We start from the raw sequence: 21,685 nt of genomic DNA on the forward strand, positions 1-21,685 counted from the left end.
AATCTTCATTTCTTGCTGCTCCGACATTTTTCAACATCTTTCGCAACAGGAACTTTATCTTATCACAGGATCTGATTTGTTGTCAACACTTTTTTTCAAATCTTTTTTTCAGAAGATTTGTTTCAAGCGTTGAAGCTCTACTGCGCCGCCGCATCTCGCGACTGGATTTATAATATATCATGGCCTGTCCTATCTTGACAACAGGAAATATCAACCATGATCGTTCTGCTTATTGCAGTCTCTCATAGTTGATACTCCAGCTTCCTTTGGGCTATCCGTTGATCCACGGAATGCTTCTCGAGTTCACGTTAGAACGCTTCTGCGCCGTTTTCTTTTTCCCCGTGCTCTTCTTTTTTGTCGTCTGGGAAGGCGACCCTTTAATCTTCGCTTTTTGTTCCTTTGTACCTACACTGGATACATGCCCTTCTTTATCCGTTGTGGATGCCGATTCACTGTTGAACTCTACTTCATGTTCTCCACGTTTGCCATGACCACCGACTTCTATTGAAGCATTACTTCCTAAAGACGAATTGGCGAGTCCCGGAATGGATCCGTATAAGTTCGGATTGTAGAAGTTCATGCCGTCCGAACCATATTCAGTTGGCTGCACATAAGAATCGGTTCCTTGTATACCTGCTGGGGCATACATATTAGCTGCATTCATTAATGACTGATTCGCATATGGATGCATGCCATTCTCTTCTCCACAACCACAAGCATACACAAATGGTTGAGCAATCGGCCCCCATACTGCTGTTGGTACTGCAGCCGGAATTGCAGAAGGAATGTATCCCGGAACCGTTGATACTGCACCGCCATACACAGGAGGATATGGCGGATAGATAGCAGTTGGTACAGGCGGAAAGCCAGGATCGCAGAAGACTGGTGTCGGTGGGCAGTAACACTCATAAGGAGAAAACGGTTGATTCGACTCTATGATCGGCGATACATTCGGCTGTATATTCGATTGTACGTAAGGCTCGATATTCGGTTGAACGTTTGGTTGAATGTTTGGTTGTACATTTGGATAGATGTTCGGTTGTACATTTTGATAAATGTTCGGTTGGATGTCCGATTGTACGTAAGGTTCGATATTCGGTTGTATGTTTGGTTGAATGTTTGGTTGTACATTCGGATAGATGTTCGGTTGGATGTTGGTTGGGTACCAATTACTATCTATATGATTACAACCACAAGGCTCATACTGTACAGGGGACATATATTGCGGCATAACTGGGACAGGAATTTCGTAGCTTGGCGGGAATGACGGAACTGGGGCGGCATAAGATTGTTGCATGTTTGGCTGGTTTAGAAAAGATTGATTCCCCATAGATGAGTCAAAGCTTGACGGGTAGTTCATAGGCTGATTGTACCCTACCCATGGATGCGCATGTTGGGAACTTCCATAGTCCACCTTTTCCATTTCATATACAAATTCCGTTGCATGGTGTGGTTTCTTGACCTCTTTCTTGGGCTGTACAATTTCTTGGATAGGTTTTAGCTCATTCACTTGCTTGTTCTCTTCATTCGGTTGAGGAACTTTGGTTTGCGGCATAACTTCTATTTTCGGCTCTACAATTTCTACTTTTGGCTTCGTGATTTCAACCTTTGGCTTTTCCACTTCTTCCTTCGGCTTCACGACCTCTTCCTTCGGTTTCGTCACTTCTTCCTTCGGCTTCGTTATCTCTTCTTTCGGTTTCGTTACTTCTTCCTTCGGCTTCGTTACTTCTTCCTTCGGTTTTGTCACTTCAGACTTTGGCTTCGTCATTTCTTCCTTTGAGGATGGTGGCTTATTAACATTAGGAGCCGGAACATTGCCATCTGACTGCATTTTAGGGATGTTTACAACTTGACCGATCACCAGCACATTCGGATTTTTGAGCTGCGGATTCGCATCGATTAAAGTCTGAAGAGGTATTCCCCATGCTTTAGACAATTTCCATAGGGTGTCCCCTTCCTTTACGACGTGCTTGTGAACGATCTCATGTCCACTTGAGGGTACCGGAGTCGACGGGACTTTAATTTTCATACCAACATCCAGTTCGTTCGGGTTAGCAAGCTGACTGTTCATAGCAATAAGTTCTTCTAAAGTAATTCCGTATTTTTTCGCCAGCGCATATAGCGTGTCGCCTTTCTTAACAATGTGTATTTTCACTTCATGCAACCTCCCACACGTTCGTCATCCTACTCTTACCGGACATAAGCCCGAAATCACCTACTTTATCCTATGCAGCAAATAGGCGTTTGACATCCATGTGTGCAATAAAATCAAAAAAATCCCCCCTTGCTAGGGAGGACAACGATCCGGAATACACGCACAGCACTACAAACCTACTTATATCATTGCAGCTTGCAGCGCTGTGATTTGTCTTTAATATATCTTTTCCCTCAGCCATTTGAATCCGCTAATGAAAACTCATACGAATAGCTTGGATAGGAACCAAGAATGCGCACTTGACAGCCGATCGCTTCAATTTCTTCGATGGCAGCAGGGAGCAGAACGGTATCTAACGCCATTTCTACATCAATGTAAAAGTAATAACTGCCTAATTTCCTCTTGGTTGGACGGGACTCAATGCGAGATAAGTTAATCCGTCTCCAAGCAAATGCAGACAAAACCTGATGAAGCGCCCCCGGGAAATCCTCAGGCAAGGTAACCAAAATGGTCGTCTTATGTGCAGTTGAAGGAGGTAATTCTAGTGGCTTCCTCCCAATGAGCACAAATCGAGTAAAGTTGTTATTATGATCCGTCACTGTTGGCGCCAATATATCCAATCCATGCGTATGCGCACCTACTGTCGTTCCAATAGCTGCCCAGCCGCGGCCCGGATTCTGTTTCACAATATTGATCGCCTCAGCTGTACTGCTCACATGTTCGAGTTCCGCATGCGGCAAGTACTTGCGAATGTACTGCATGCACTGTGCCATCGCTACAGGATGTGACATTACTTTTTGAATATTGCCCCAATCTCCCTGTAGTTCCTCACGGCGTCCAATCAGGTTCTGAATAGACGGAAAGACCCATTCTGCCTGAAACGGCAAATCCACCTCATGAACAATCCAGTCCATATGTAGGTTGACCGAACCTTCAATTGTATTCTCAATGGGGATGACACTATATTCTGAATCGCCACGCGCAGTCGAAAGAAACACATCCGAAATCAGCTTATAGTGTACAAATTGATGATCATGTCCTGCTAAATGCAATGCCGCTTCATGCGAAACGGAGCCCTCCGGCAATAATGCAATTCGTGCCATGTACGCTAACTCCTTCGTAGACTATTTAAGCATGCGCGCAGATAAGATTGATTTCATATCGCTCCATGTACCAATACATACTGCACCTTCATGACTCGGCTCCAATTCTTTCACAACAGCATCGATTAGATGCTCGCTAAATGTATCTCGCATAAACGAAATGAGTTCTTGGCTGTCACTACGCTTGTCAATAAACGCAAGCAGAGTTGGGCCCGCTCCACTGAGCGCGACGCCCAGTGCACCATGCTGCACAGCATTCTCCAAAATATGAGTCATACCTGGAATCATCGGAGCACGATATGGTTGATGGAGACAATCCTTCATCGCTTCAGACAATATGTCGTATCTCCCACTGCTTAATGCAGCTACAAGAAGCGAAGACCGACTGATATTAAATACGGCTTTGGCCATGTCTACTTGGCTGGGCAGCACACCTCGAGCTTGCTTCGTTTCAAGCTGGAACTGAGGGATAGCGACCACAGTGGATAGGTATCTATCCGGCTCAACACGAACATAAGTCGTATGTTCTCCATCCCATGCAGCTGCTACAATCCCTCCTATGAGGGAGGCTCCAACATTGTCAGGATGGCGTTCAATAGCCGTCGCCATGTCGTAGAGACGACCCACATCGAGTGGTTCACCGATAAGCTGATTCGCCGCTACCAAACCGCCAATAATGGCTGAGGCACTGCTTCCGAGTCCTCTTGTCAACGGGATTTCACTATATACATCCATCTCAATCGGACGACGCTCTATTCCCGCTTCATCAAATACTGATTGTGCAATTCGATAGATAAGATTGCTCTCATCTGCCGGTACCCCCTCAAGATCAGAGCCGTGCAATCGAATGATAGCTTGATCTGCTGGTTTCATCGCGACCCACAGATGAAGTTGAAGTGCCATGCCCAATGTATCGAATCCCGGCCCTAAATTCGCGGTGCTCGCCGGTACACGCACGAGCACCCCTTCTTCCCGCCACATTATTGTTCACGCTCCAGCTTCGCAATTGCTTCCATAACAGCTTCTTCTGTATCCTGAACGACGAGCGGTTCCTTCGCTACTGTCTTAATTGCGATATTCGGATCCTTCAGACCGTGTCCAGTAAGCACGCTCACCACAGTCTCTCCGCCCTTGAAGTATCCTTCCTTATGAAGCTTCAGCACACCAGCAAGCGATGCAGCAGAGCCCGGCTCAGCAAATACCCCTTCCCTCGCAGCCATTAATTGATAAGCTTCAAGGATTTGTTCGTCGGTTACGTAATTAATTTGGCCCGCCGATTGTTCAGCAGCTTCTACTGCCGTCTTCCAACTTGCCGGATTACCGATTCGGATAGCAGTAGCCACCGTTTCCGGATCCGCAATCGGCTCACCTTTTACAATTGCCATTGCACCTTCTGCTTCAAATCCTACCATTCTCGGCAGGGAGTCTGTCTTGCCGGCAGCATGATATTCCTTGAACCCTTTCCAATAAGCCGAAATATTGCCAGCGTTGCCAACTGGAATTGCAAGTACATCGGGCACTTTCCCCAATTGATCGCACACTTCGAAAGCCGCCGTCTTCTGACCCTCGATTCGATATGGATTTACCGAATTCACGAGTGTAATCGGGTGCTTCGCCGTAATCTCTCTCACAATCTCCAACGCACGGTCGAAGTTGCCCTCGATCGCAATAATTTTAGCACCGTAGATCATCGCTTGAGCGAGCTTGCCGAGCGCAATATTATTGTTCGGTATAAGAACGATACAATTCAAGCCAGCACGAGCTGCATAAGCTGCAGCCGCAGCAGATGTATTGCCTGTAGAAGCGCACATGATCGTGCGGCTTCCCTCCTCTACCGCCTTCGCTACTGCCATAACCATGCCGCGATCCTTGAACGATCCAGTAGGGTTCAATCCCTCATATTTGAAATACAAATCCAATCCAAGCTCTTCGGATAGACGATCCGCACGAATGAGCGGTGTATTCCCCTCATGCAGTGTCAGCTTTGGCGTATTGTCGTTGATAGGCAAATATGATTTGTATGTTTCTAGTAGTCCCATGTATCTCATCGAAATAACTCCTTTTCTACTGCCTGATTGATGGATTAACCTTCTACCCGATATGCGCTCTTGATGGATTTAATAACATCCAAGTTTTCAAAATGCTTAAACACTTTCTTCATGCTCGCTTGGCTAGCTTGATGTGTGATAATGATAATTTCAGCATCTGGATGATGCGAATTCGGCTGTTGGACGACGGAATCAAGACTCACATCGTACTCCGCGAATACTTGCGTAATCTGCGCCAATACCCCTGCCTTATCTTCCACATGAAGAAGAATAAAGTTCTTATATGAAATTTGATCATCTGTTTTTAATTTCTTTTCCTTATATGGAGTCAGCGCCCGCAATCCGTTCACGCCGAGCTTCATATTTTTGATGACAGCCGCCAAGTCTGCGACAACAGAGGTAGCTGTAGGCATCTCACCAGCACCAGGACCATAGAACATCGTCTCGCCAACGGCTTCGCCATACACATATACAGCGTTGAAGACACCATTGACCGAAGCAAGCGGATGAGCATTGCTGACCATCGTAGGCTGCACAACTACACTAATCTGATCATCCTGACGTTCTGCGATACCGAGCAGCTTCATCTCATAACCGAGACGCTTTGCAAACATAATGTCTTCTTTTTTGATTTGGGAAATTCCACGAACTTCAACATCCTCCAACGCTACGTCTGCGTGGAAGCCAAGTGTAGCTAAGATAGCCATCTTGCGTGCTGCATCAAGGCCTTCTACATCCGAAGTAGGGTCAGCTTCTGCATACCCAAGCTGCTGAGCTTCCTTCAGCACTTCCTCATAGCCTGCGCCTTCCTTGCTCATCTTCGTCAAAATGAAGTTCGTTGTTCCGTTCACAATCCCCATGATCTTCTTAATCCGGTCAGATGAGAAGCTCTCCATCAAGGTGCGGATAATCGGGATGCCTCCAGCTACACTTGCCTCGTACAATACATCGCAATGATTCGCTTTCGCTTTGGCCATAATTTCACGCCCGTGCAGCGCCATTAAGTCTTTGTTCGCCGTAACCACATGTTTGCCGCGCTCAAGCGCATCCATAATATATTGCTTCGTTGGCTCAAGACCACCCATGACTTCAATCACAATATCAATATCCGGGTTGTTAATAATATCTCCCGCTTGTTCAGTTAGCTTATGTTCAGGAACGCTAATGCTGCGCTCCTTATGAATGTTGTTCACGAGTACCTTCTCAATTACAATCGGAGATCCCACTTGGCTGGACAAATCCTCTTGATGCCCCTCCACAATACGTACAACACCAGTTCCTACCGTCCCCAATCCCAGCAATCCAACTTTAATCGGCTTCATAAATCAGTTCCTCCCATTCTCCCAGCAGCTGTCTGTATCTTAATGTAGTTATAGAGTAATACCGATGTAATTAAGCAAGTACACTTACCCTTGTCCGATGATCGTCACACGCTTTACCCCAGGGATATCCCGAAGCGCATCCAGCATATTGCCGAATGGCTCTGCGATAAGTGACGTTTCAACTGAAATTACAACATTCGCAATTCCTTGCAGAGGTATCGTCTGATTGATCGTCAATACGTTGCCCTCAAAGGAAGCGACAGAACCAAGCACTTTGGATAGAATGCCTGAACGGTGATCCAAATCCATTGAAATCGTTACAATCCGTTCGCGCTCCAATTGATTGAGCGGAAAAATACCGTCTTTATATTTGTAAAAAGCACTGCGGCTCAAATCAACTCGTTCTGCAGCCTCATGAACCGTCTTCACTTCACCTGTCGCGAGCAATTGCTTCGCTCTTACCGTCTTCACTACCGCCTCTGGCAATATGTCTTCTCTCACCAAGTAATATCTCTCTGCCATGATTGAGTCCTCCGTATAAAGACTTTTGTTTATTTATAGAGGACATTATAGCGGATATGTGCGCAAGTTGGCAATAGGCCAATCTATAAATATTTTCTCTAATCCATTTTACAGGCATAAAAAGTTTAATCTATTATACACGATTATCCCTATCGTCTTCCTAGTTTTTATTTAAAAATAATGAAAACCGTTCTGACGAAAAAAACGAAACCTTCTCCTCCCTTGACAGTAACAGTATACAAATGATTAAATTTGCTGCTCCATTTTTCCATAGAGGAGGTAAAGTTATTCATGATTCACACACTGCTTGGTACTACTCAAATACAGGTGTCTAAGCTCGGCTTAGGATGCGCTCCACTATCTGTAGCCGGCAGACCTGACCGAGGGCAAGCTATCGCTACCATCCATGCTGCCTTCGAAAGCGGAATCACGTTATTTGACACTGCCGATACGTACTGCCTTGATGATCACGATCTCGGCCACAATGAACAATTGCTGCAAGAAGCACTATCTGCCTACTCCACTAAAGAGTACCTGATTATTACAAAAGGGGGGTTAGCTCGTCCTAATGGGGCCTGGATATGCGACGGCCGACCCGACTCTCTTCGCTCTGCATGTGAGCTCAGCTTACATACTCTAAAGCGAGAATGCCATCCTCTATACATTTTGCACGCACCCGATCCTTCTGTTCCTATTGAAGAATCTGTAGGAGCGTTAAGCCGGCTCCAGGAAGAAGGCAAAATTCTCCATATAGGTCTATCTAATGTTACTGTGAGCGAATGTCAGCGTGTGCAACAAATCGCACCCATCACTTGTATTCAGAACCGTCTCCATCTTCATGACAGACACTCGAATGACGTGCTTCGATACTGTGATGAGCATAGCATCAGCTTCATTGCGTATAGCCCATTCGGTGGGCCGAGGAATTCCATCCATTTGCAGAACCATCCTGTATTGACAGAACTGGCACAGAAGCATTCGGCAAGTCCTTACCAGATTGTGATTGCATGGCTGCTTGCACTATCCCCTAATCTCATTCCCATACCAGCAGCCACTAAGCCTTCCTCTATCCAAGATAGTGCACGCGGAATGGATATTCTGCTGGATGAAGCTGACCTGCTCCTTCTTACGAATATTGATCAGTCCAATAGTTCCACTTGATCGAAGCGTCACTTCCATTGTTGCCTAAATAAATAAAAAGAACGCCCGACCCAAAAGGGTCAGGCGTTCTAATCATTTTCTTACGAACTTTAATAGTAGCTGCTGCCTTCTACGAACTCAAATTCAAAATCAGCAATGCGGACAATCGTCCCATCAACTGCACCACGCTTGCGCAGCGCTTCATCAATTCCCATGTGGCGCAGTGTCCGCGCAAAGCGCAAGATCGCATCATGAGAGTTCATTTGCATACGCTTCAGCATATTCTCAACAGCTTCACTCTCGACCACGAACGTATCGTTCTCGCGGCGAATTGTAAATTCTGAATCATGTTTTGTCTTCTCAAAGCGATAAATTTTACGCTCTTCAACCTCTGCCACTTCTTCGACTTCAGGAGCCTCAGGCAGCTGCTCAAGCATCTCCATCGCTCGATAGAGCAGCTCTTGAATACCTTGCCGTGTGAGCGAGGAGATTGGCATAATCTCAATATCGCTTCCCGTCATCTCGCGAACCTTCTCACGGAATACCACCAAGTTCTCTTCTGCCTCAGGCATATCCATCTTATTGGCTGCGATAACTTGCGGTCGCTCGGACAACTTCTCATTATATAACTTCAATTCTTCGTTAATCTTCACCCAATCATCGAATGGATCTCGGCCTTCCATGCCCGCCATATCCACAACATGAATAATGATGCGGGTACGTTCAACGTGACGAAGGAATTCATGACCCAGTCCAATACCTGTATGAGCTCCTTCAATCAATCCTGGGAGATCGGCCATAACGAAGCTGCGTCCTTCTCCGACGTCCACCATACCTAAGTTCGGTGTAATCGTCGTAAAATGATAAGCACCGATCTTCGGCTGTGCCGCAGATACAACAGACAGGAGAGTTGACTTGCCGACACTTGGGAATCCGACCAAGCCGACATCAGCCATGACCTTCAACTCAAGGATAACCCAGCGCTCCTGACCTTCTTCTCCATGTTCTGCAAGTTCCGGTGCAGGATTGTTCGCTGTTGCGAAGCGGATGTTGCCTCGTCCTCCACGGCCACCCTTGGCAATTACAACCTCTTGGCCTTGTCGGGTAAGGTCAGCCACAACTTCCTTCGTATCATCATCGATAACTACCGTTCCAGGGGGGACGCGGACAATCATATCTTCTGCGTTCGCTCCGTGCCGGCTTTTATTCCGGCCCTTCTCCCCACGTTCTGCCTTAAAATGCTTCTGATAGCGGAAATCGACAAGCGTACGCAATCCTTCATCTACACGGAAAATAACGTCGCCGCCATGTCCTCCGTCACCGCCAGCGGGTCCACCCATTGGCACATACTTCTCTCTGCGGTACGAGACGATTCCGTCGCCTCCGTCGCCGCCTTTAACATAAATCCTCGTCTTATCTACAAACATGCTGTCACCTCATTATGCACTGCATGGCACGACTATTTGGTAGGCGTCCTGCCCATCATGATGATTCGCCGACAACTGCTCCAGCCGCACGCCGCGTTCCATCGCAATTCGTCTCAGCTTCTCGGCCACTTCGCCCGGCCGAAGCAGTTTACCCTCTAATTGATATTGAATGTTAAGCTCGCTCGATTCACACCATATCGCAAGCTGCAGCGGGCAATAAGCGTCCCCTTGCTCCTTGGATGCGAAGCGGAATGTGTTAACCGTCTCGATAATCATATTCGTCAAGCGGACAGTGTCCACTTCTAGGTTCAATCGGTCGAGTTCAAGAGGCTCTGGAATCATTACCTTGAGCGGCATCGTACCGCCAGAGGTACGGTGCTGCATCAAAAACATAACGAGTTCCGGAAAACCTAGTTTGGCAATTCGGCTTTCCTCCGCCATTCTTTCTTTTATTGTTTCCACGCAGTCCGGTAATTTATCGTACTTTTTCAAACGAACATATCCATACAGAAGCTGCAAGTCGTTCATCCAATCATGCCGCTGATGATTCATTAAGTGAATTGCCGCTAATTGGGCCTCTTGAAGCATTCGTTCTCTTTGTCGTTGTTGTTGTCGCGAGAATAGCAAAAAATGCTCCGCCAATACTGGCAGCCACAACGGATGCGAGTCCAATACGCCACCCGATGTGCATATTCCAACCAATGATAGCTGCTGTCCCAGCTGCAGCGACAGCCCAGCAACAGCCCAGCAACAGCCGATCCATAAGCTTGTCCTATTCATCACTTCGCTCCCCGATACTCACACATTTCCAGTTATGTACAAACTCCCCGAATTTCAGTATATCACGCGCCTGAAACCGCGTCCAAACAAAATCATACTAAGAAATAAAGGATTTGCACAAATCATTCCAATAACAACAGAATTAGAAATAATGCGGACCGCGCTGATGGCGGCATTATGCGGGAAATAATGAGCAGACAAAAAAAGAATTGATGAGGCATAGCTCCCTGCGGTGCATTTCCTCAGATGAGCAACCAAGTTATCTCTCGGACGAACAACAGCTTCGGCTTCGCACAGGCTTGGTACAGGCGTGGCATAAGCTCTACATAGGCTATGACAGGCTCGACATAACTTACACTTTGCCATACAACGCATTGTCGTCTCTTATTCATTAAAAAAACCCCCGGCTCAAGCCGAGGGTTCTTCAGTCGTCTTAGTTCTCAACAGCTGCTGCAACTGGTGCAGTTTCAACCTGGTAGACGCTCGCTTTTTTGCGATCGCGGCCCCAACGTTCGAACTTAACAACGCCGTCCACTTTCGCGAACAGAGTGTCGTCCTTACCGATGCCCACGTTGTTACCTGGGTGAATTTTTGTACCACGTTGACGCACCAAAATGCTGCCAGCAGAAACTACTTGACCGTCGGAGCGCTTCACACCAAGACGACGACCTTTACTATCACGGCCGTTCTTTGTGGAACCTACCCCTTTTTTGGATGCGAACAACTGAAGGTTCAGTTTCAACATTATAGTCTACCTCCTTGCTCACTTATTTGTCTTCTATTTGAAGATACGAATCGTATGAAGTTTCGATCGTGTGTAAACTGACGATCATCGACTCCAACAGCAATTGAACCTTAGCTTCGATATCCGGTTGATTAATGCGAGGAACACGTCCACTCAAAAACCCATCCTTCATCCTGCACTCCAGCTCAATGCCCGTCAATGCTTCAATGGCGTTCACCACGCCCACCGACACCGAAGAGACTCCCGCACATACGATATCCTCTCCGTGGCGAGCATAATTCGCATGTCCTTCAATGGAGAAGCTCTCAATTGAACGATCCGGCTTACGCCGTATTGTAATGCGAATCATATGGCACCTTCTTACGCCTGAATGTTCTCAATCGTCACTTTTGTATACGGTTGACGATGACCTTGCTTACGACGGTAGTTCTTTTTCGCTTTGTACTTGTACACGACAATTTTCGCGCCTTTTCCATGCTTTTCAACTTTCGCCGTAACAGTAGCACCGGATACTACCGGAGTACCTGTGACCAAGCCGTTGTCCTTGGATACTGCCAATACACGGTCAAATGTCACGCTTTCGCCTTCAGCAGCGTTCAGCTTCTCGATGTACAATACATCACCAGCTTGAACTTTATACTGCTTGCCACCTGTTTCGATAATTGCGTACATTGTGTTGCACCTCCTCATGTCTCAGACTCGCCTAAATCAGGTGGTGAAGCATCGCTTCACACTTCATACCTGTCTGGTGCGGTTACAGCATGTGCAGCACTAGACTTAACACATACCCGTAGATCTTAGCACACTCTGCAATAAAAATCAACGTATAATTTCCGGTACCCGTTCAGAAAGCGGGGACAAAACAACTCCGCTTCCCTCGCACTCGGCACAGGGCTGGAACAGTTGGTGCATAACCTGCTCGCGAACCTTCTTACGTGTCAGTTCCATCAGACCAAGCTTCGTCCAACCGACAACCAGGCACTTCGTACGATCCTTCCGCATCATCGTTTCCAATCGCTCCACAATACGCACTCGATGTTCTTCCGTATCCATATCGATGAAATCAACAATGATAATGCCGCCGATATCGCGAAGACGAATAAGACGCGCAATCTCTTCGGCCGCCTCCAGATTCGTTAAGAATACGGTCTCCTCCAGATCGCTTGTCCCCGTATATTTTCCCGTGTTCACATCAACGACCGTCAGTGCTTCCGTCTGATCCCATACTAGATATCCTCCGCTCTGCAGCCAAGTCTTACGCTGGAAAGCCTTATCTAGTTGATCTTTCACCCGATAGCGGGTAAATAGCGGCTCACTGTCTTTGTATACATGAATCCGATTTTCCAATTCAGGGTCAAACGAACGAACAAACGACTGCACCTTTTTCAATTGGCGAACATCATCAATGAGCAGCTGGTCAATCTCGCGTGAGAACGCATCCCGAACAAGCCGCTCCACCATGCTTAGATCACGGTGCAGCAATGCGGGAGCCTGAGCCTCCTTGGCACGATAACCAATTGTCTCCCACAACTCGCGGAGTGACTCAATATCACCTTCAAGCGTCTCCGTCCATTCACCTTGAGCAACGGTTCGAATAATCAGCCCCTCTTCGCCCTGGCGAAGCTGTTCAGCAAGCTGCTTCAATCGATTGCGTTCCGATTCCTGCTCAATCTTCTTAGATACACCGATATAATCGGCATATGGCATAAACACCGAATATCTGCCAGGTAGAGAATAGTGCGTGGTTACACGCGCTCCCTTGCCTCCTAGCTGATCTTTCATCACTTGCACGATAAGTTCCTGTCCAACTCGAAGCAGACTCGTTATCGGCGGTTTCTGCTTAGGCTGCTTCTCCAGATGAGGATGTAAACAATCATCGACATATAAAAATGCATTTTTCTTCTGCCCGATGTCCACGAACGCAGCCTGCATTCCAGGAAGCACATTCACTACCCGCCCCTTAAATAAGCTGCCGACCAGCGTGGTGCCAGTTGCACGTTCGACTGCAAATTCGACGAGCCGACCATGTTCAAGCAACGCCATCTGCGTCACTTGTTCCTCACAGTGAACAATCATCTGATTCATGGTATCACCTCTACTACAGCGCGTCATCTTCCATTGTAACATGAAGCAGGATAAGGTGAACATGCCGGTTTATGGAACAGGCTAGAAAAAATGATAACTGTTTCTTTTCGTCCCCATAATTAAGTCCAAACTTACCTAGATGGTGCTCATGATTTCATACGATTCCGAGGCGGGGGTTCATCGAAGAAAGCATCAATTAATTGCTGTTCCGGAACGATCCGTTGGATTCGCCCTTCATCACCCATTACATATATAAAGTGGTAGGCATCTCTGCGGAACAGACGAACGATTCTAGACAACGAACGCCCCCCTTTTGTTACAATTGGACGTCCTAATGCGACTGAACTCTCCCACTCGCGCAACCTCGTGGGACGATTCATCAAAAATCGTATGAAACGAAAAGGAACATTTCGATGTTCTACCCAGTTGGTCCACAGCAAAAAGAGAGCTAGCATCAAGAGATTAATGTTCAGCTTGCCTCCCACAACTACCGGGCACACACTGTACAGCAGCATAATGGCACTGCACCCAAGGCTGACCCTCGCACCAACAAGCAAGGTTCGATGATAGCTCATCCACAGCGAGCATGCTGCTTGCATCATCCGTCCGCCGTCAAGCGGAAGAATCGGCAGCAAATTGAACAATCCAATGAACGCATTGGCCTGAATAAACCCTTTCGCCCATTCTGGACTACACCAACCCATCGCTTCCGCATACCATGCAATCAATATCATGAGACCATTTTGTACTGGCCCCGCTACCGCTACAATCCATTCTTGCCAAGCAGGCGATAGTGCTCCATCATCCGTCTCCGCCATCCCTCCGAAGGGCAGCAGCTTCACTTCCGTAATAGTCCATCCGAACACCTTAGCACAAGCTACATGTCCCAGTTCATGAATCAGCACGATCGTAAATAACGTAAGCAATTCAAATATATAGCCTGTAGCTGCAGCTGCAGCCATAAGGATCACAAATAGCGGATGAAGTGAGTAGGTGGTCCCCCCCCATTTAATCAATTCGTATCACATCCGCCGGGTCAATATAAACGCCGCGCTGCTGCATCGCAAATGTAAGTACAGGCTCAGTGCCTACCCCCGTCTGGTTCTCCTGACTCTGTATCGTGCCAATTGTTGCGCCGGGTTCAAGCCAGTCATCCTGTTGCACAGAAGTCGCTGTAAGCCCACTATACACCGTCACAAGACCATCAGCATGTTGGACAGTTACTGTAATCCCTGACTTCTCGTCTGAAGTTACCCGTTCAATTTTGCCCGTAGCAATATTCTGAACTTCAATCGCCGCACCGCTCGCATGATCGGGGGCAATCGCGACAGACTTCAAATTCATAGCAAACGGCTGCACAATCTGCCCCTTAATCGGGGATGGATAGGTATGTGTGGACTGTACAGCCTTCGTTGATTCCTTATCTTGTGGAAACAAAGGGATGAACACAGGTGTTCCGGAGAAAGTTCGCTCATACCACGCCGCAATCGGACGCATGTCCATCTCATCATGAAGGGACACTTGAATCCAAGCGCGCAGAGGTGCATTCCATTCCGCCGGGAAGGATGTGATTCCATAAGCTGCAGCGAACAACAAAATGGATACGAGAAGTCTGGAGCGCAAGGAGCGCCATACATTGCCTCTTCCTGTAGGAGGTTCTTCCCAGCCGTAGCGTTCATTCCACTTCGAACGGCTTATCTTCCACTGCTGCTCAGGATCATACGTGTACTCTTGATTCAATTCGTATTCCTCACGCTGCTCTCCGTTATTATAGACAGCCGTTGCAGAGGGAGCATTCAACACGACATCGGGTTGAACAAGTGAATGGGAAGACAGATTACCTTCCACACCTTCCTTCGCATGCGACTTACGTTTCATCTCTTCAGCCATTAGAATGTCACGGATTCGTTCTTCTCTTCGGCGCCGAATATCTTCTTTCATACTCGTCTCATCCCTTCTTAACCCATTTCAACAATATACATCAGCTGAATGATGTGCTTATCACATGTGTATGACAAGCCTACAGCAGATATGAGCAGTGAGCCTGGGAACAAGCAGATGTACGCAAAAAAGCGGCACTACATCCGTTATGGACGTATTGCCGCCTCAGCGCTAATTTCGTAAATGATGAGACTGAGACCCTAATCTTCGACTCCATTAAGGCTCAATCTGATATTTCTCTTGATAAATGTGTATGCTCATCACCAGTCCAATACAAATCATATTCAAGAGAAGTGATGTACCGCCATAACTGATGAATGGCAGCGTAATCCCGGTAATCGGCATAAGGCCGATCATCATCCCGATATTCTCGAATATTTGGAACACGAACATCGACACAATACCGATTATCATGTATGACCCTCGCAAGTCATAACACTGGAAGGAAATGAGAATCATCCTGTATATCATCAGGAAGTACAGCAGAAGCAGTAGGGCCGAGCCTTGGAACCCGAATTCCTCACCGATTACCACGAAGATGGCATCCGAATACGTATACGGTATGAAGCTGCGCTGCTTCAATTCGCCCTTCATGTAGCCATCACCGCTGAGTCCGCCTGAACCAATCGCAATCATCGCATAGTTGGATTGATGCTTCGCATCGTTGGTTGCTTTCTCTGGGTTGATAAATGTGTTTATCCGCTCATACCAATGCTTCTTCTCGATCTTATTCACGAAGAAATCCTTGACTTCTTTATTGAAGGTCGTGAACGATACGTAGATCGCTCCCCCTATGACGGCAACACAGAGGAGCGCCACAAGGACATGCCGGTATTTTACCGCTCCGATCCATAGCATACCAATCAGTATTATAATATAAATAATGGCGTTACCAAGGTCAGGCTGAATCACTACTAGTCCAAATGGAAGGATCGTTACCAATCCAATTGGCAGCAAGTCCTTCGTAAATGAGAGTGGATCCCCATTCCGTCTTCCTAGCAATTGCGCTAACGCAAATATGAGGGTAATCTTCGCGAGCTCTGCAGGCTGGAAGGTCTGTCCTCCAGGGAGCTTGTACCAGCCAACGGCCCCGTTAAGATCCGCCCCTAGGAAAAACACGCCAACAAGAAGCAGGACTGTGATCCCCATTGAAATCGGCCAGCTCTTCAATAGCAATCGATAATCGAACAGCGCTACGGCAAACATAAGGATAAATCCGAGAATATAGAATATAATCGTCTTCATCATCATGGATGTATCGCTGAACATTGCATCCCCATGCGTTGCACTTAGGATGACCAGTGGGCTGAACACCGAGAACACGAGCAAAATACCGACTATAATCCAATCAATTCGTTTCAGCTTGTTAAACACTGATTAATCATCCCATTCCAAAAAACTTCTTCACACGGTCTAGCACGCCTTTCTTCTGTTCAAGCGGCATCAGTGGTACTGTATCCCCCAGGATGCGGCGCGCGATATTCCGATAAGCCACAGCAGCAGGCGCATCTGGATTCATGACCGTAGGTTCACCAGAGTTAGCCGCTTTAATAACCATTTCATCATCAGGAACAACGCCTAGCAAATCGATATTGAGCACTTGCAAAATATCATCCAGCTCAAGCATGCCGCCATCCTTCTTCATCATGTTGGCGCGCACACGGTTCACAATCAGCTTCGGTGAGGAGACTTCCGAATTCTCCAGCAGTCCAATGATCCGATCAGCGTCACGAACCGCAGCATTCTCAGGCGTCGTAACAACGATGGCATGGTCTGCTCCTGCGATCGCGTTTTTGAATCCTTGTTCAATGCCCGCTGGACAGTCAATGATAACGTATTCGAAGTCCTTCTTCAGTTCCAGAACGATATCCTTGATCTGTTCTGGAGACACTGCCAACTTGTCCTTCGTCTGAGCGGCAGGCAGCATATACAACTCATCAAACCGCTTGTCCTTCACAAGCGCTTGATTCAATCGGCAACGGCCATCCGCAACATCGCAAATATCATAGATGATACGATTCTCAAGCCCCATCACGACGTCTAAGTTGCGAAGACCGATATCTGTATCGATCATGCACACTTTTTTGCCGAGCAAAGCAAGCGCGGTACCGATATTCGCGGATGTCGTCGTCTTGCCGACACCGCCTTTGCCCGAAGTGACGACGATTGCCTCTCCCATCCTTCTACACTCCTTTGAACATATTGATGTCCTTGCGAACGCGATGTAGCTGCGAGATTTTATCAATTTGCATGACACCTTCATGCACATAAGCAAATTCCATATGCGATTGGGTTACACCCCATTCATCTGGCGGTCTGCTAATAATTTCCCCGATGCGTAGTTGCGTCGGTGCAAATAACGCGGCCCCAATAACGGCAGATAGCTCTCCTTCTGCCCCTGCATGAACCATTCCACGCAGCGCTCCTAGGACCATTACATCGCCAGTGCATATAATCATTCCGCTAGGGTTGACATCTCCTAAAAACAATAAATTACCTTCGTGGCGCAGCACCTGTCCAGAACGGACCATACCGGTTCTCGTCTCGATACGATACCCCTTCTGCTCCGCCTTCTTGTCCTCAAAAGATCCAATCGAACGTACGAGTAAATTCCCCCGCTGACGCAGCACATCCAGCACTTCTGTCTTCTGCTCGTCTGTCACAGCGCGGGCTCCTAACTTGACATCGACATATACAATCGGTCCGTCGAAAAAATGCGGTGTATGGTCAAGCTTGTCGCGCAATTCGCCCAACAAGACTGCAAATTCACACTTATCGTCAAGCAGGAACACCAGGCCGTCCTTCATGCCTTTAATCGTTACCAGTGGCTTGGCCGTCATGAAAGGTCCCTCCCCAATTTTATCTTTTTCGAGATGGAAGAGGAAAGTTCCTGCAACACCAGGTTGAAAAAGAAATTATCGATAACAAAAAGGCATAAGCCGTCTGGAAACATGTTCCAAGACGGCTATCACCCCTGTTCATCTTCGGCAGACTTCTTCCCAGACAAATGGTCGAACCATCTTCGCATCGGAACATATATGGCCAGCGAGAAGACAAGCTGTACAATCAAGCTTGGAATCATAAAATCGAATATTGCATATTCGAATGTCATTCCATGCAAGCCAAACAGTCTGTAAGCTGCATACAGCATCGTCTGATAGGCAAAGCTGCCGAATACCGAAATGATTATCATCGTAATCATGGATGTGTTGCGAGACGCAAAAAGTAATCCAGTCAAATATCCGAGCAGCCCCATGCTAAATGTGTGTGGGCCCAGCATATGGCCATAATATACAATATCCTGCAGAAACCCGAATCCCAATCCCATCATCAACGCAGCATGCCGATGATGATATACGGCATGATACAGTATTACGATGAATACCAGTTGCGGGACAATCCTTCCTTGCCACGCATCTGGAATAAATACAGGCAGCAGCGAACCTTCCAGCAGGAAGAGAATGAACATAAATACGATCATCCAGTTTCGATTCATTGCTGCGCCTCTTTCCCTGTCTCATTCATGTCCGGTGTGATAACGATGAACAACTCACGCCAGTCACGATAGGTTGCAGCAGGCTTAACCGTAGCAGAATGCGTCAATCCGATATCCCCTACTTGCCGCGATACAACTTGGCCGAGAACGAGACCTTTCGGGAATGAGCCACCAAGGCCGGACGATACAATGGTATCTCCTTCTTCCAGCTCATCATCCTCTTGAATACGTGTCATTAAGAACGTACCACTGCTGTGGTCATAAGACTCAATCACGCCGAAAGACTTGTTTTCCTTGCCAAGCACAGTAGCTGATATTGCTGGTGAGTTCGGATCCTTCTCATCCATATTCGTCAACAACTGGACTGTGGAGGAGAATTCGAATACGCGGCTGACAATCCCAACAACGCCTTCCGTCGATATAACCGGCATCCCTTGGCGAACTCCATTTTTCGAGCCGAGGTTCAAGTTCAACGTCTGGTTAAATGGATCGGCCACATTGATCGACGTCACTTGTGCAATTCGGTATTTATAAGGCATATTCATCTGCTTCTGACGCTCCGTAAACTCCAGATCGTCTAGAAGTCTCTTATTTTCCGCCGCAACCGAATTGTAGTAGGCCTTATCCCTTGTATATTGTGCGAGCATCGTCTTCAGCTGCTCATTTTCTTCGTGCAGTTCCTTCAGACTGGAGACATCCTTCACGAAATTCGATACATAAGATGCCGGTCTGTAGAATATTTGCTGCACAAAGGTTACCGTATCATGCACAAATTTCTCTGGCCAAGTAAGGTTTAGGCGTCCGCCTAATGTAAACCCCATTAACGCAATAAACAAAATAAGGCCAAACAACATCAAAAATAAACGTTTGTTCCCCAGAAGCTTAAACAGTATTAACACCTTCTCATCGTAAAGAGGTACTCGTTCCCTCAGAAAAGAGGTCGCTCACGATGTCCACTTGCCATCATGAAGTCGTTCCTACAAGCCTATGCCCAAGCATCAGGCAAGCTTCAGACTTGGCAGCAACCTTCAGTGATAACAATGCCCGCGTCGTTGGAACGAATCGACGCGGGTATCTGACTCCCTCATGGGCGTATTCTTATCGTTTGGAACGAAGCGCAGAGCTGCTGCGTCCCTTGAACAAATGAATATTGTCAAGCGCGCGACCAGTACCAATCGCTACGCAATCAAGCGGGTTCTCTGCCACGATGACCGGCATGCCAGTCTCACGAGCAAGCAGCTTATCCAAATTGCGAAGCAAAGCGCCCCCACCTGTCAATACAATACCGCGATCCATAATATCAGCTGCAAGCTCAGGAGGACATTTCTCCAATGTTACCTTAACAGCTTCAACAATAGAGCTCACTGTATCTGCCAAAGCATCTGTAATTTCGTTCGAGGAGATCGTGAGCGGCTTCGGAAGACCTGTCAGCAAGTCACGACCGCGAATCTCCATCTGCTCTTCTTCATCAAGCCCCATAGCCGAGCCGATATCCATCTTCAGCTGTTCAGCTGTACGCTCACCAATCATCAAGTTGTATTGGCGCTTAATGAATTGAATAATTGCTTCGTCCATTTCGTCGCCTGCAACGCGAACGGAACGGCATGTCACGATACCTCCAAGGGAGATCACCGCTACTTCAGTTGTACCGCCACCAATATCAACGACCATACTTCCTGTTGGTTCCCATACAGGCAAGTCAGCACCGATTGCTGCCGCGAACGGCTCTTCAATCGTATAAGCTTCTCTAGCACCTGCTTGCTTCGTAGCATCTTCAACTGCACGCTGTTCAACAGCAGTAATACCAGAAGGCACACATACCATTACGTTCGGATGACGCGGAAACAGCGAACGCTGCTTCTGAGCTTGCCGAATAAAATATTTTATCATAGTAGCAGTTGTGTCGAAGTCAGCGATGACGCCGTCCTTCATTGGACGGATTGCACGGATATTCCCCGGCGTACGTCCAATCATATTTTTCGCTGATTCTCCTACCGCTTCAATCGTCTTCGAATCTGTGCGGATTGCTACCACAGACGGTTCGCGCACGACGACACCTTTACCGCGTACATAGACCAATGTATTAGCAGTTCCCAAGTCAATACCTAAATCTTTCGTAAAGCCACCCAACATGATGTTAATCTCCTTTTTATAACCTTCAATCTCAATCATTATATTACATGAGCCCGCGTTCCTTCAAACTCACATATTGGTTATCGCCAATAACCAAGTGATCCAGCAGTTCGATGCCAACAATTTCTCCAGCTTCCATTAGCCGCCTAGTAAGCGCTACATCCTCTGGACTCGGTGTTGGATCTCCGCTTGGGTGATTGTGAGCACAAATGATGGAAGCTGCACCACACTTCAGAGCAGCCTTGAAAACTTCGCGGGGATGTACCAAAGATGCATCCAGGATTCCGATCGTAACCGTCTCCTGTGCCATAATTCGATTCTTCGTATTCAGAAACAAACAAATAAAATGTTCCTTGTCATAGTATCGCATCGACTCCATAAGCAGATCGGCTGCATCTTGCGGCCGTCGTACCTGCAGTGCATCTTCAAGACGAGAACGCGACATACGGCGTCCAAGCTCTAATCCTGCTTTTAGCTGCAGTGCCTTAGCGTCGCCAATACCACGAATCGCCGTCAACTCTGTAACAGACATATCGTGCAAATGCCGAAGCTGTCCTACGTGATTCAATATTCGCTGCGCTAATGTAATGGCCGATTCATTTCTCGTGCCTGTACGCAGTAATATTGCAAGTAATTCAGCATGACTTAATGACTCTGCCCCATATTGCATCATGCGTTCTCTCGGACGTTCTTCATGGGGAAGATCGCGTAGAAGTGGACTATGTCCCATCTTACAACCCCCTGTAGTCGATTGTCCGGTCGCCATCATGCACCGACGAAGCACCATT

At 47.3% G+C, this 21,685-nt stretch carries 23 protein-coding genes and 1 other annotated feature; of the genes, 1 reads left to right on the forward strand and 22 read right to left on the reverse strand.

Going from position 1 to position 21,685, the window contains the following annotated elements:
* Window positions 1–271: 271 nt before the first annotated feature.
* From AZ66_RS29595 to AZ66_RS03275, 6 genes are all read right to left on the reverse strand, one after another.
* Window positions 272–2,155 (reverse strand): LysM peptidoglycan-binding domain-containing protein, encoded by a 1,884-nt coding sequence (locus AZ66_RS29595; protein WP_052648363.1) that lies wholly within the window; start codon window positions 2,153–2,155, stop codon window positions 272–274.
* Between the two features lie 233 nt (window positions 2,156–2,388).
* Complete coding sequence (gene pheA / locus AZ66_RS03255) at window positions 2,389–3,258, reverse strand: prephenate dehydratase (protein ID WP_044353577.1); 870 nt, start codon at window positions 3,256–3,258, stop codon at window positions 2,389–2,391.
* Between the two features lie 21 nt (window positions 3,259–3,279).
* Complete coding sequence (gene thrB, locus AZ66_RS03260; protein WP_044353578.1) at window positions 3,280–4,239, reverse strand: homoserine kinase; 960 nt, start codon at window positions 4,237–4,239, stop codon at window positions 3,280–3,282.
* Window positions 4,239–5,306: a threonine synthase gene (thrC, locus tag AZ66_RS03265; RefSeq protein WP_044353579.1), complete on the reverse strand. Its 1,068-nt coding sequence runs from the start codon at window positions 5,304–5,306 to the stop codon at window positions 4,239–4,241. The genes thrB and thrC overlap by 1 nt, the downstream gene beginning before the upstream one ends.
* Window positions 5,307–5,341: 35 nt before the next feature.
* A complete protein-coding gene (locus tag AZ66_RS03270) occupies window positions 5,342–6,628 on the reverse strand; it encodes a homoserine dehydrogenase (RefSeq protein WP_021258039.1) in 1,287 nt (428 codons plus the stop codon).
* An 84-nt stretch (window positions 6,629–6,712) separates the two neighbouring features.
* The gene (locus AZ66_RS03275) at window positions 6,713–7,150 is read right to left on the reverse strand and encodes an ACT domain-containing protein (protein WP_005547391.1); all 438 of its coding nucleotides are present in this window, start codon (window positions 7,148–7,150) and stop codon (window positions 6,713–6,715) included.
* Between the two features lie 291 nt (window positions 7,151–7,441).
* On the opposite strand from AZ66_RS03275, the gene AZ66_RS03280 reads away from it, so the two are divergent.
* A complete protein-coding gene (locus tag AZ66_RS03280) occupies window positions 7,442–8,311 on the forward strand; it encodes an aldo/keto reductase (protein ID WP_052648364.1) in 870 nt (289 codons plus the stop codon).
* An 89-nt stretch (window positions 8,312–8,400) separates the two neighbouring features.
* Here AZ66_RS03280 and obgE read toward each other — a convergent pair whose 3' ends face one another.
* From obgE to radC, 16 genes are all read right to left on the reverse strand, one after another.
* Window positions 8,401–9,717 (reverse strand): GTPase ObgE, encoded by a 1,317-nt coding sequence (gene obgE, locus AZ66_RS03285; protein WP_021258037.1) that lies wholly within the window; start codon window positions 9,715–9,717, stop codon window positions 8,401–8,403.
* A 12-nt stretch (window positions 9,718–9,729) separates the two neighbouring features.
* The gene (locus AZ66_RS03290; RefSeq protein WP_231586714.1) at window positions 9,730–10,497 is read right to left on the reverse strand and encodes a Spo0B domain-containing protein; all 768 of its coding nucleotides are present in this window, start codon (window positions 10,495–10,497) and stop codon (window positions 9,730–9,732) included.
* Window positions 10,498–10,739: 242 nt separating this feature from the next.
* A complete protein-coding gene (locus AZ66_RS31210; RefSeq protein ID WP_156159883.1) occupies window positions 10,740–10,889 on the reverse strand; it encodes a hypothetical protein in 150 nt (49 codons plus the stop codon).
* A 41-nt stretch (window positions 10,890–10,930) separates the two neighbouring features.
* Window positions 10,931–11,242 carry a 50S ribosomal protein L27 gene (rpmA, locus tag AZ66_RS03295; RefSeq protein WP_021258035.1) on the reverse strand — a complete coding sequence of 104 codons (312 nt, stop codon included), beginning with the start codon at window positions 11,240–11,242 and terminating at the stop codon, window positions 10,931–10,933.
* 22 nt (window positions 11,243–11,264) lie between these two features.
* Window positions 11,265–11,591 (reverse strand): ribosomal-processing cysteine protease Prp, encoded by a 327-nt coding sequence (locus AZ66_RS03300; RefSeq protein WP_021258034.1) that lies wholly within the window; start codon window positions 11,589–11,591, stop codon window positions 11,265–11,267.
* Window positions 11,592–11,602: 11 nt separating this feature from the next.
* A complete protein-coding gene (rplU, locus tag AZ66_RS03305) occupies window positions 11,603–11,914 on the reverse strand; it encodes a 50S ribosomal protein L21 (RefSeq protein WP_005547385.1) in 312 nt (103 codons plus the stop codon).
* A 13-nt stretch (window positions 11,915–11,927) separates the two neighbouring features.
* Window positions 11,928–12,008: a sequence feature (ribosomal protein L21 leader region), on the reverse strand.
* 53 nt (window positions 12,009–12,061) lie between these two features.
* Window positions 12,062–13,327 (reverse strand): Rne/Rng family ribonuclease, encoded by a 1,266-nt coding sequence (locus tag AZ66_RS03310; RefSeq protein ID WP_021258033.1) that lies wholly within the window; start codon window positions 13,325–13,327, stop codon window positions 12,062–12,064.
* Window positions 13,328–13,473: 146 nt separating this feature from the next.
* A complete protein-coding gene (locus AZ66_RS03315) occupies window positions 13,474–14,343 on the reverse strand; it encodes a M50 family metallopeptidase (protein ID WP_044353580.1) in 870 nt (289 codons plus the stop codon).
* Complete coding sequence (locus AZ66_RS03320) at window positions 14,336–15,268, reverse strand: M23 family metallopeptidase (RefSeq protein ID WP_044353581.1); 933 nt, start codon at window positions 15,266–15,268, stop codon at window positions 14,336–14,338. Before AZ66_RS03320 ends, AZ66_RS03315 begins: the two co-directional genes overlap by 8 nt.
* 216 nt (window positions 15,269–15,484) lie before the next feature.
* Window positions 15,485–16,642 carry an FtsW/RodA/SpoVE family cell cycle protein gene (locus AZ66_RS03325; protein WP_021258030.1) on the reverse strand — a complete coding sequence of 386 codons (1,158 nt, stop codon included), beginning with the start codon at window positions 16,640–16,642 and terminating at the stop codon, window positions 15,485–15,487.
* Window positions 16,643–16,649: 7 nt separating this feature from the next.
* Complete coding sequence (gene minD / locus AZ66_RS03330; RefSeq protein ID WP_021258029.1) at window positions 16,650–17,447, reverse strand: septum site-determining protein MinD; 798 nt, start codon at window positions 17,445–17,447, stop codon at window positions 16,650–16,652.
* A gap of 4 nt (window positions 17,448–17,451) precedes the next feature.
* Complete coding sequence (locus AZ66_RS03335) at window positions 17,452–18,108, reverse strand: septum site-determining protein MinC (protein WP_021258028.1); 657 nt, start codon at window positions 18,106–18,108, stop codon at window positions 17,452–17,454.
* A 128-nt stretch (window positions 18,109–18,236) separates the two neighbouring features.
* Complete coding sequence (gene mreD / locus AZ66_RS03340; protein WP_021254219.1) at window positions 18,237–18,764, reverse strand: rod shape-determining protein MreD; 528 nt, start codon at window positions 18,762–18,764, stop codon at window positions 18,237–18,239.
* Window positions 18,761–19,663, reverse strand: a complete 903-nt coding sequence (gene mreC / locus AZ66_RS03345; protein WP_036618686.1) for a rod shape-determining protein MreC — start codon at window positions 19,661–19,663, stop codon at window positions 18,761–18,763. Before mreC ends, mreD begins: the two co-directional genes overlap by 4 nt.
* A 199-nt stretch (window positions 19,664–19,862) precedes the next feature.
* Window positions 19,863–20,897, reverse strand: a complete 1,035-nt coding sequence (locus AZ66_RS03350) for a rod shape-determining protein (protein ID WP_021254217.1) — start codon at window positions 20,895–20,897, stop codon at window positions 19,863–19,865.
* A 43-nt stretch (window positions 20,898–20,940) separates the two neighbouring features.
* A complete protein-coding gene (gene radC / locus AZ66_RS03355) occupies window positions 20,941–21,627 on the reverse strand; it encodes a RadC family protein (protein ID WP_021254216.1) in 687 nt (228 codons plus the stop codon).
* Window positions 21,628–21,685: the final 58 nt, after the last annotated feature.

This window comes from Paenibacillus sp. E194, from assembly GCF_000935845.1.
Classification (GTDB): domain Bacteria; phylum Bacillota; class Bacilli; order Paenibacillales; family Paenibacillaceae; genus Paenibacillus_B; species Paenibacillus_B alvei_B.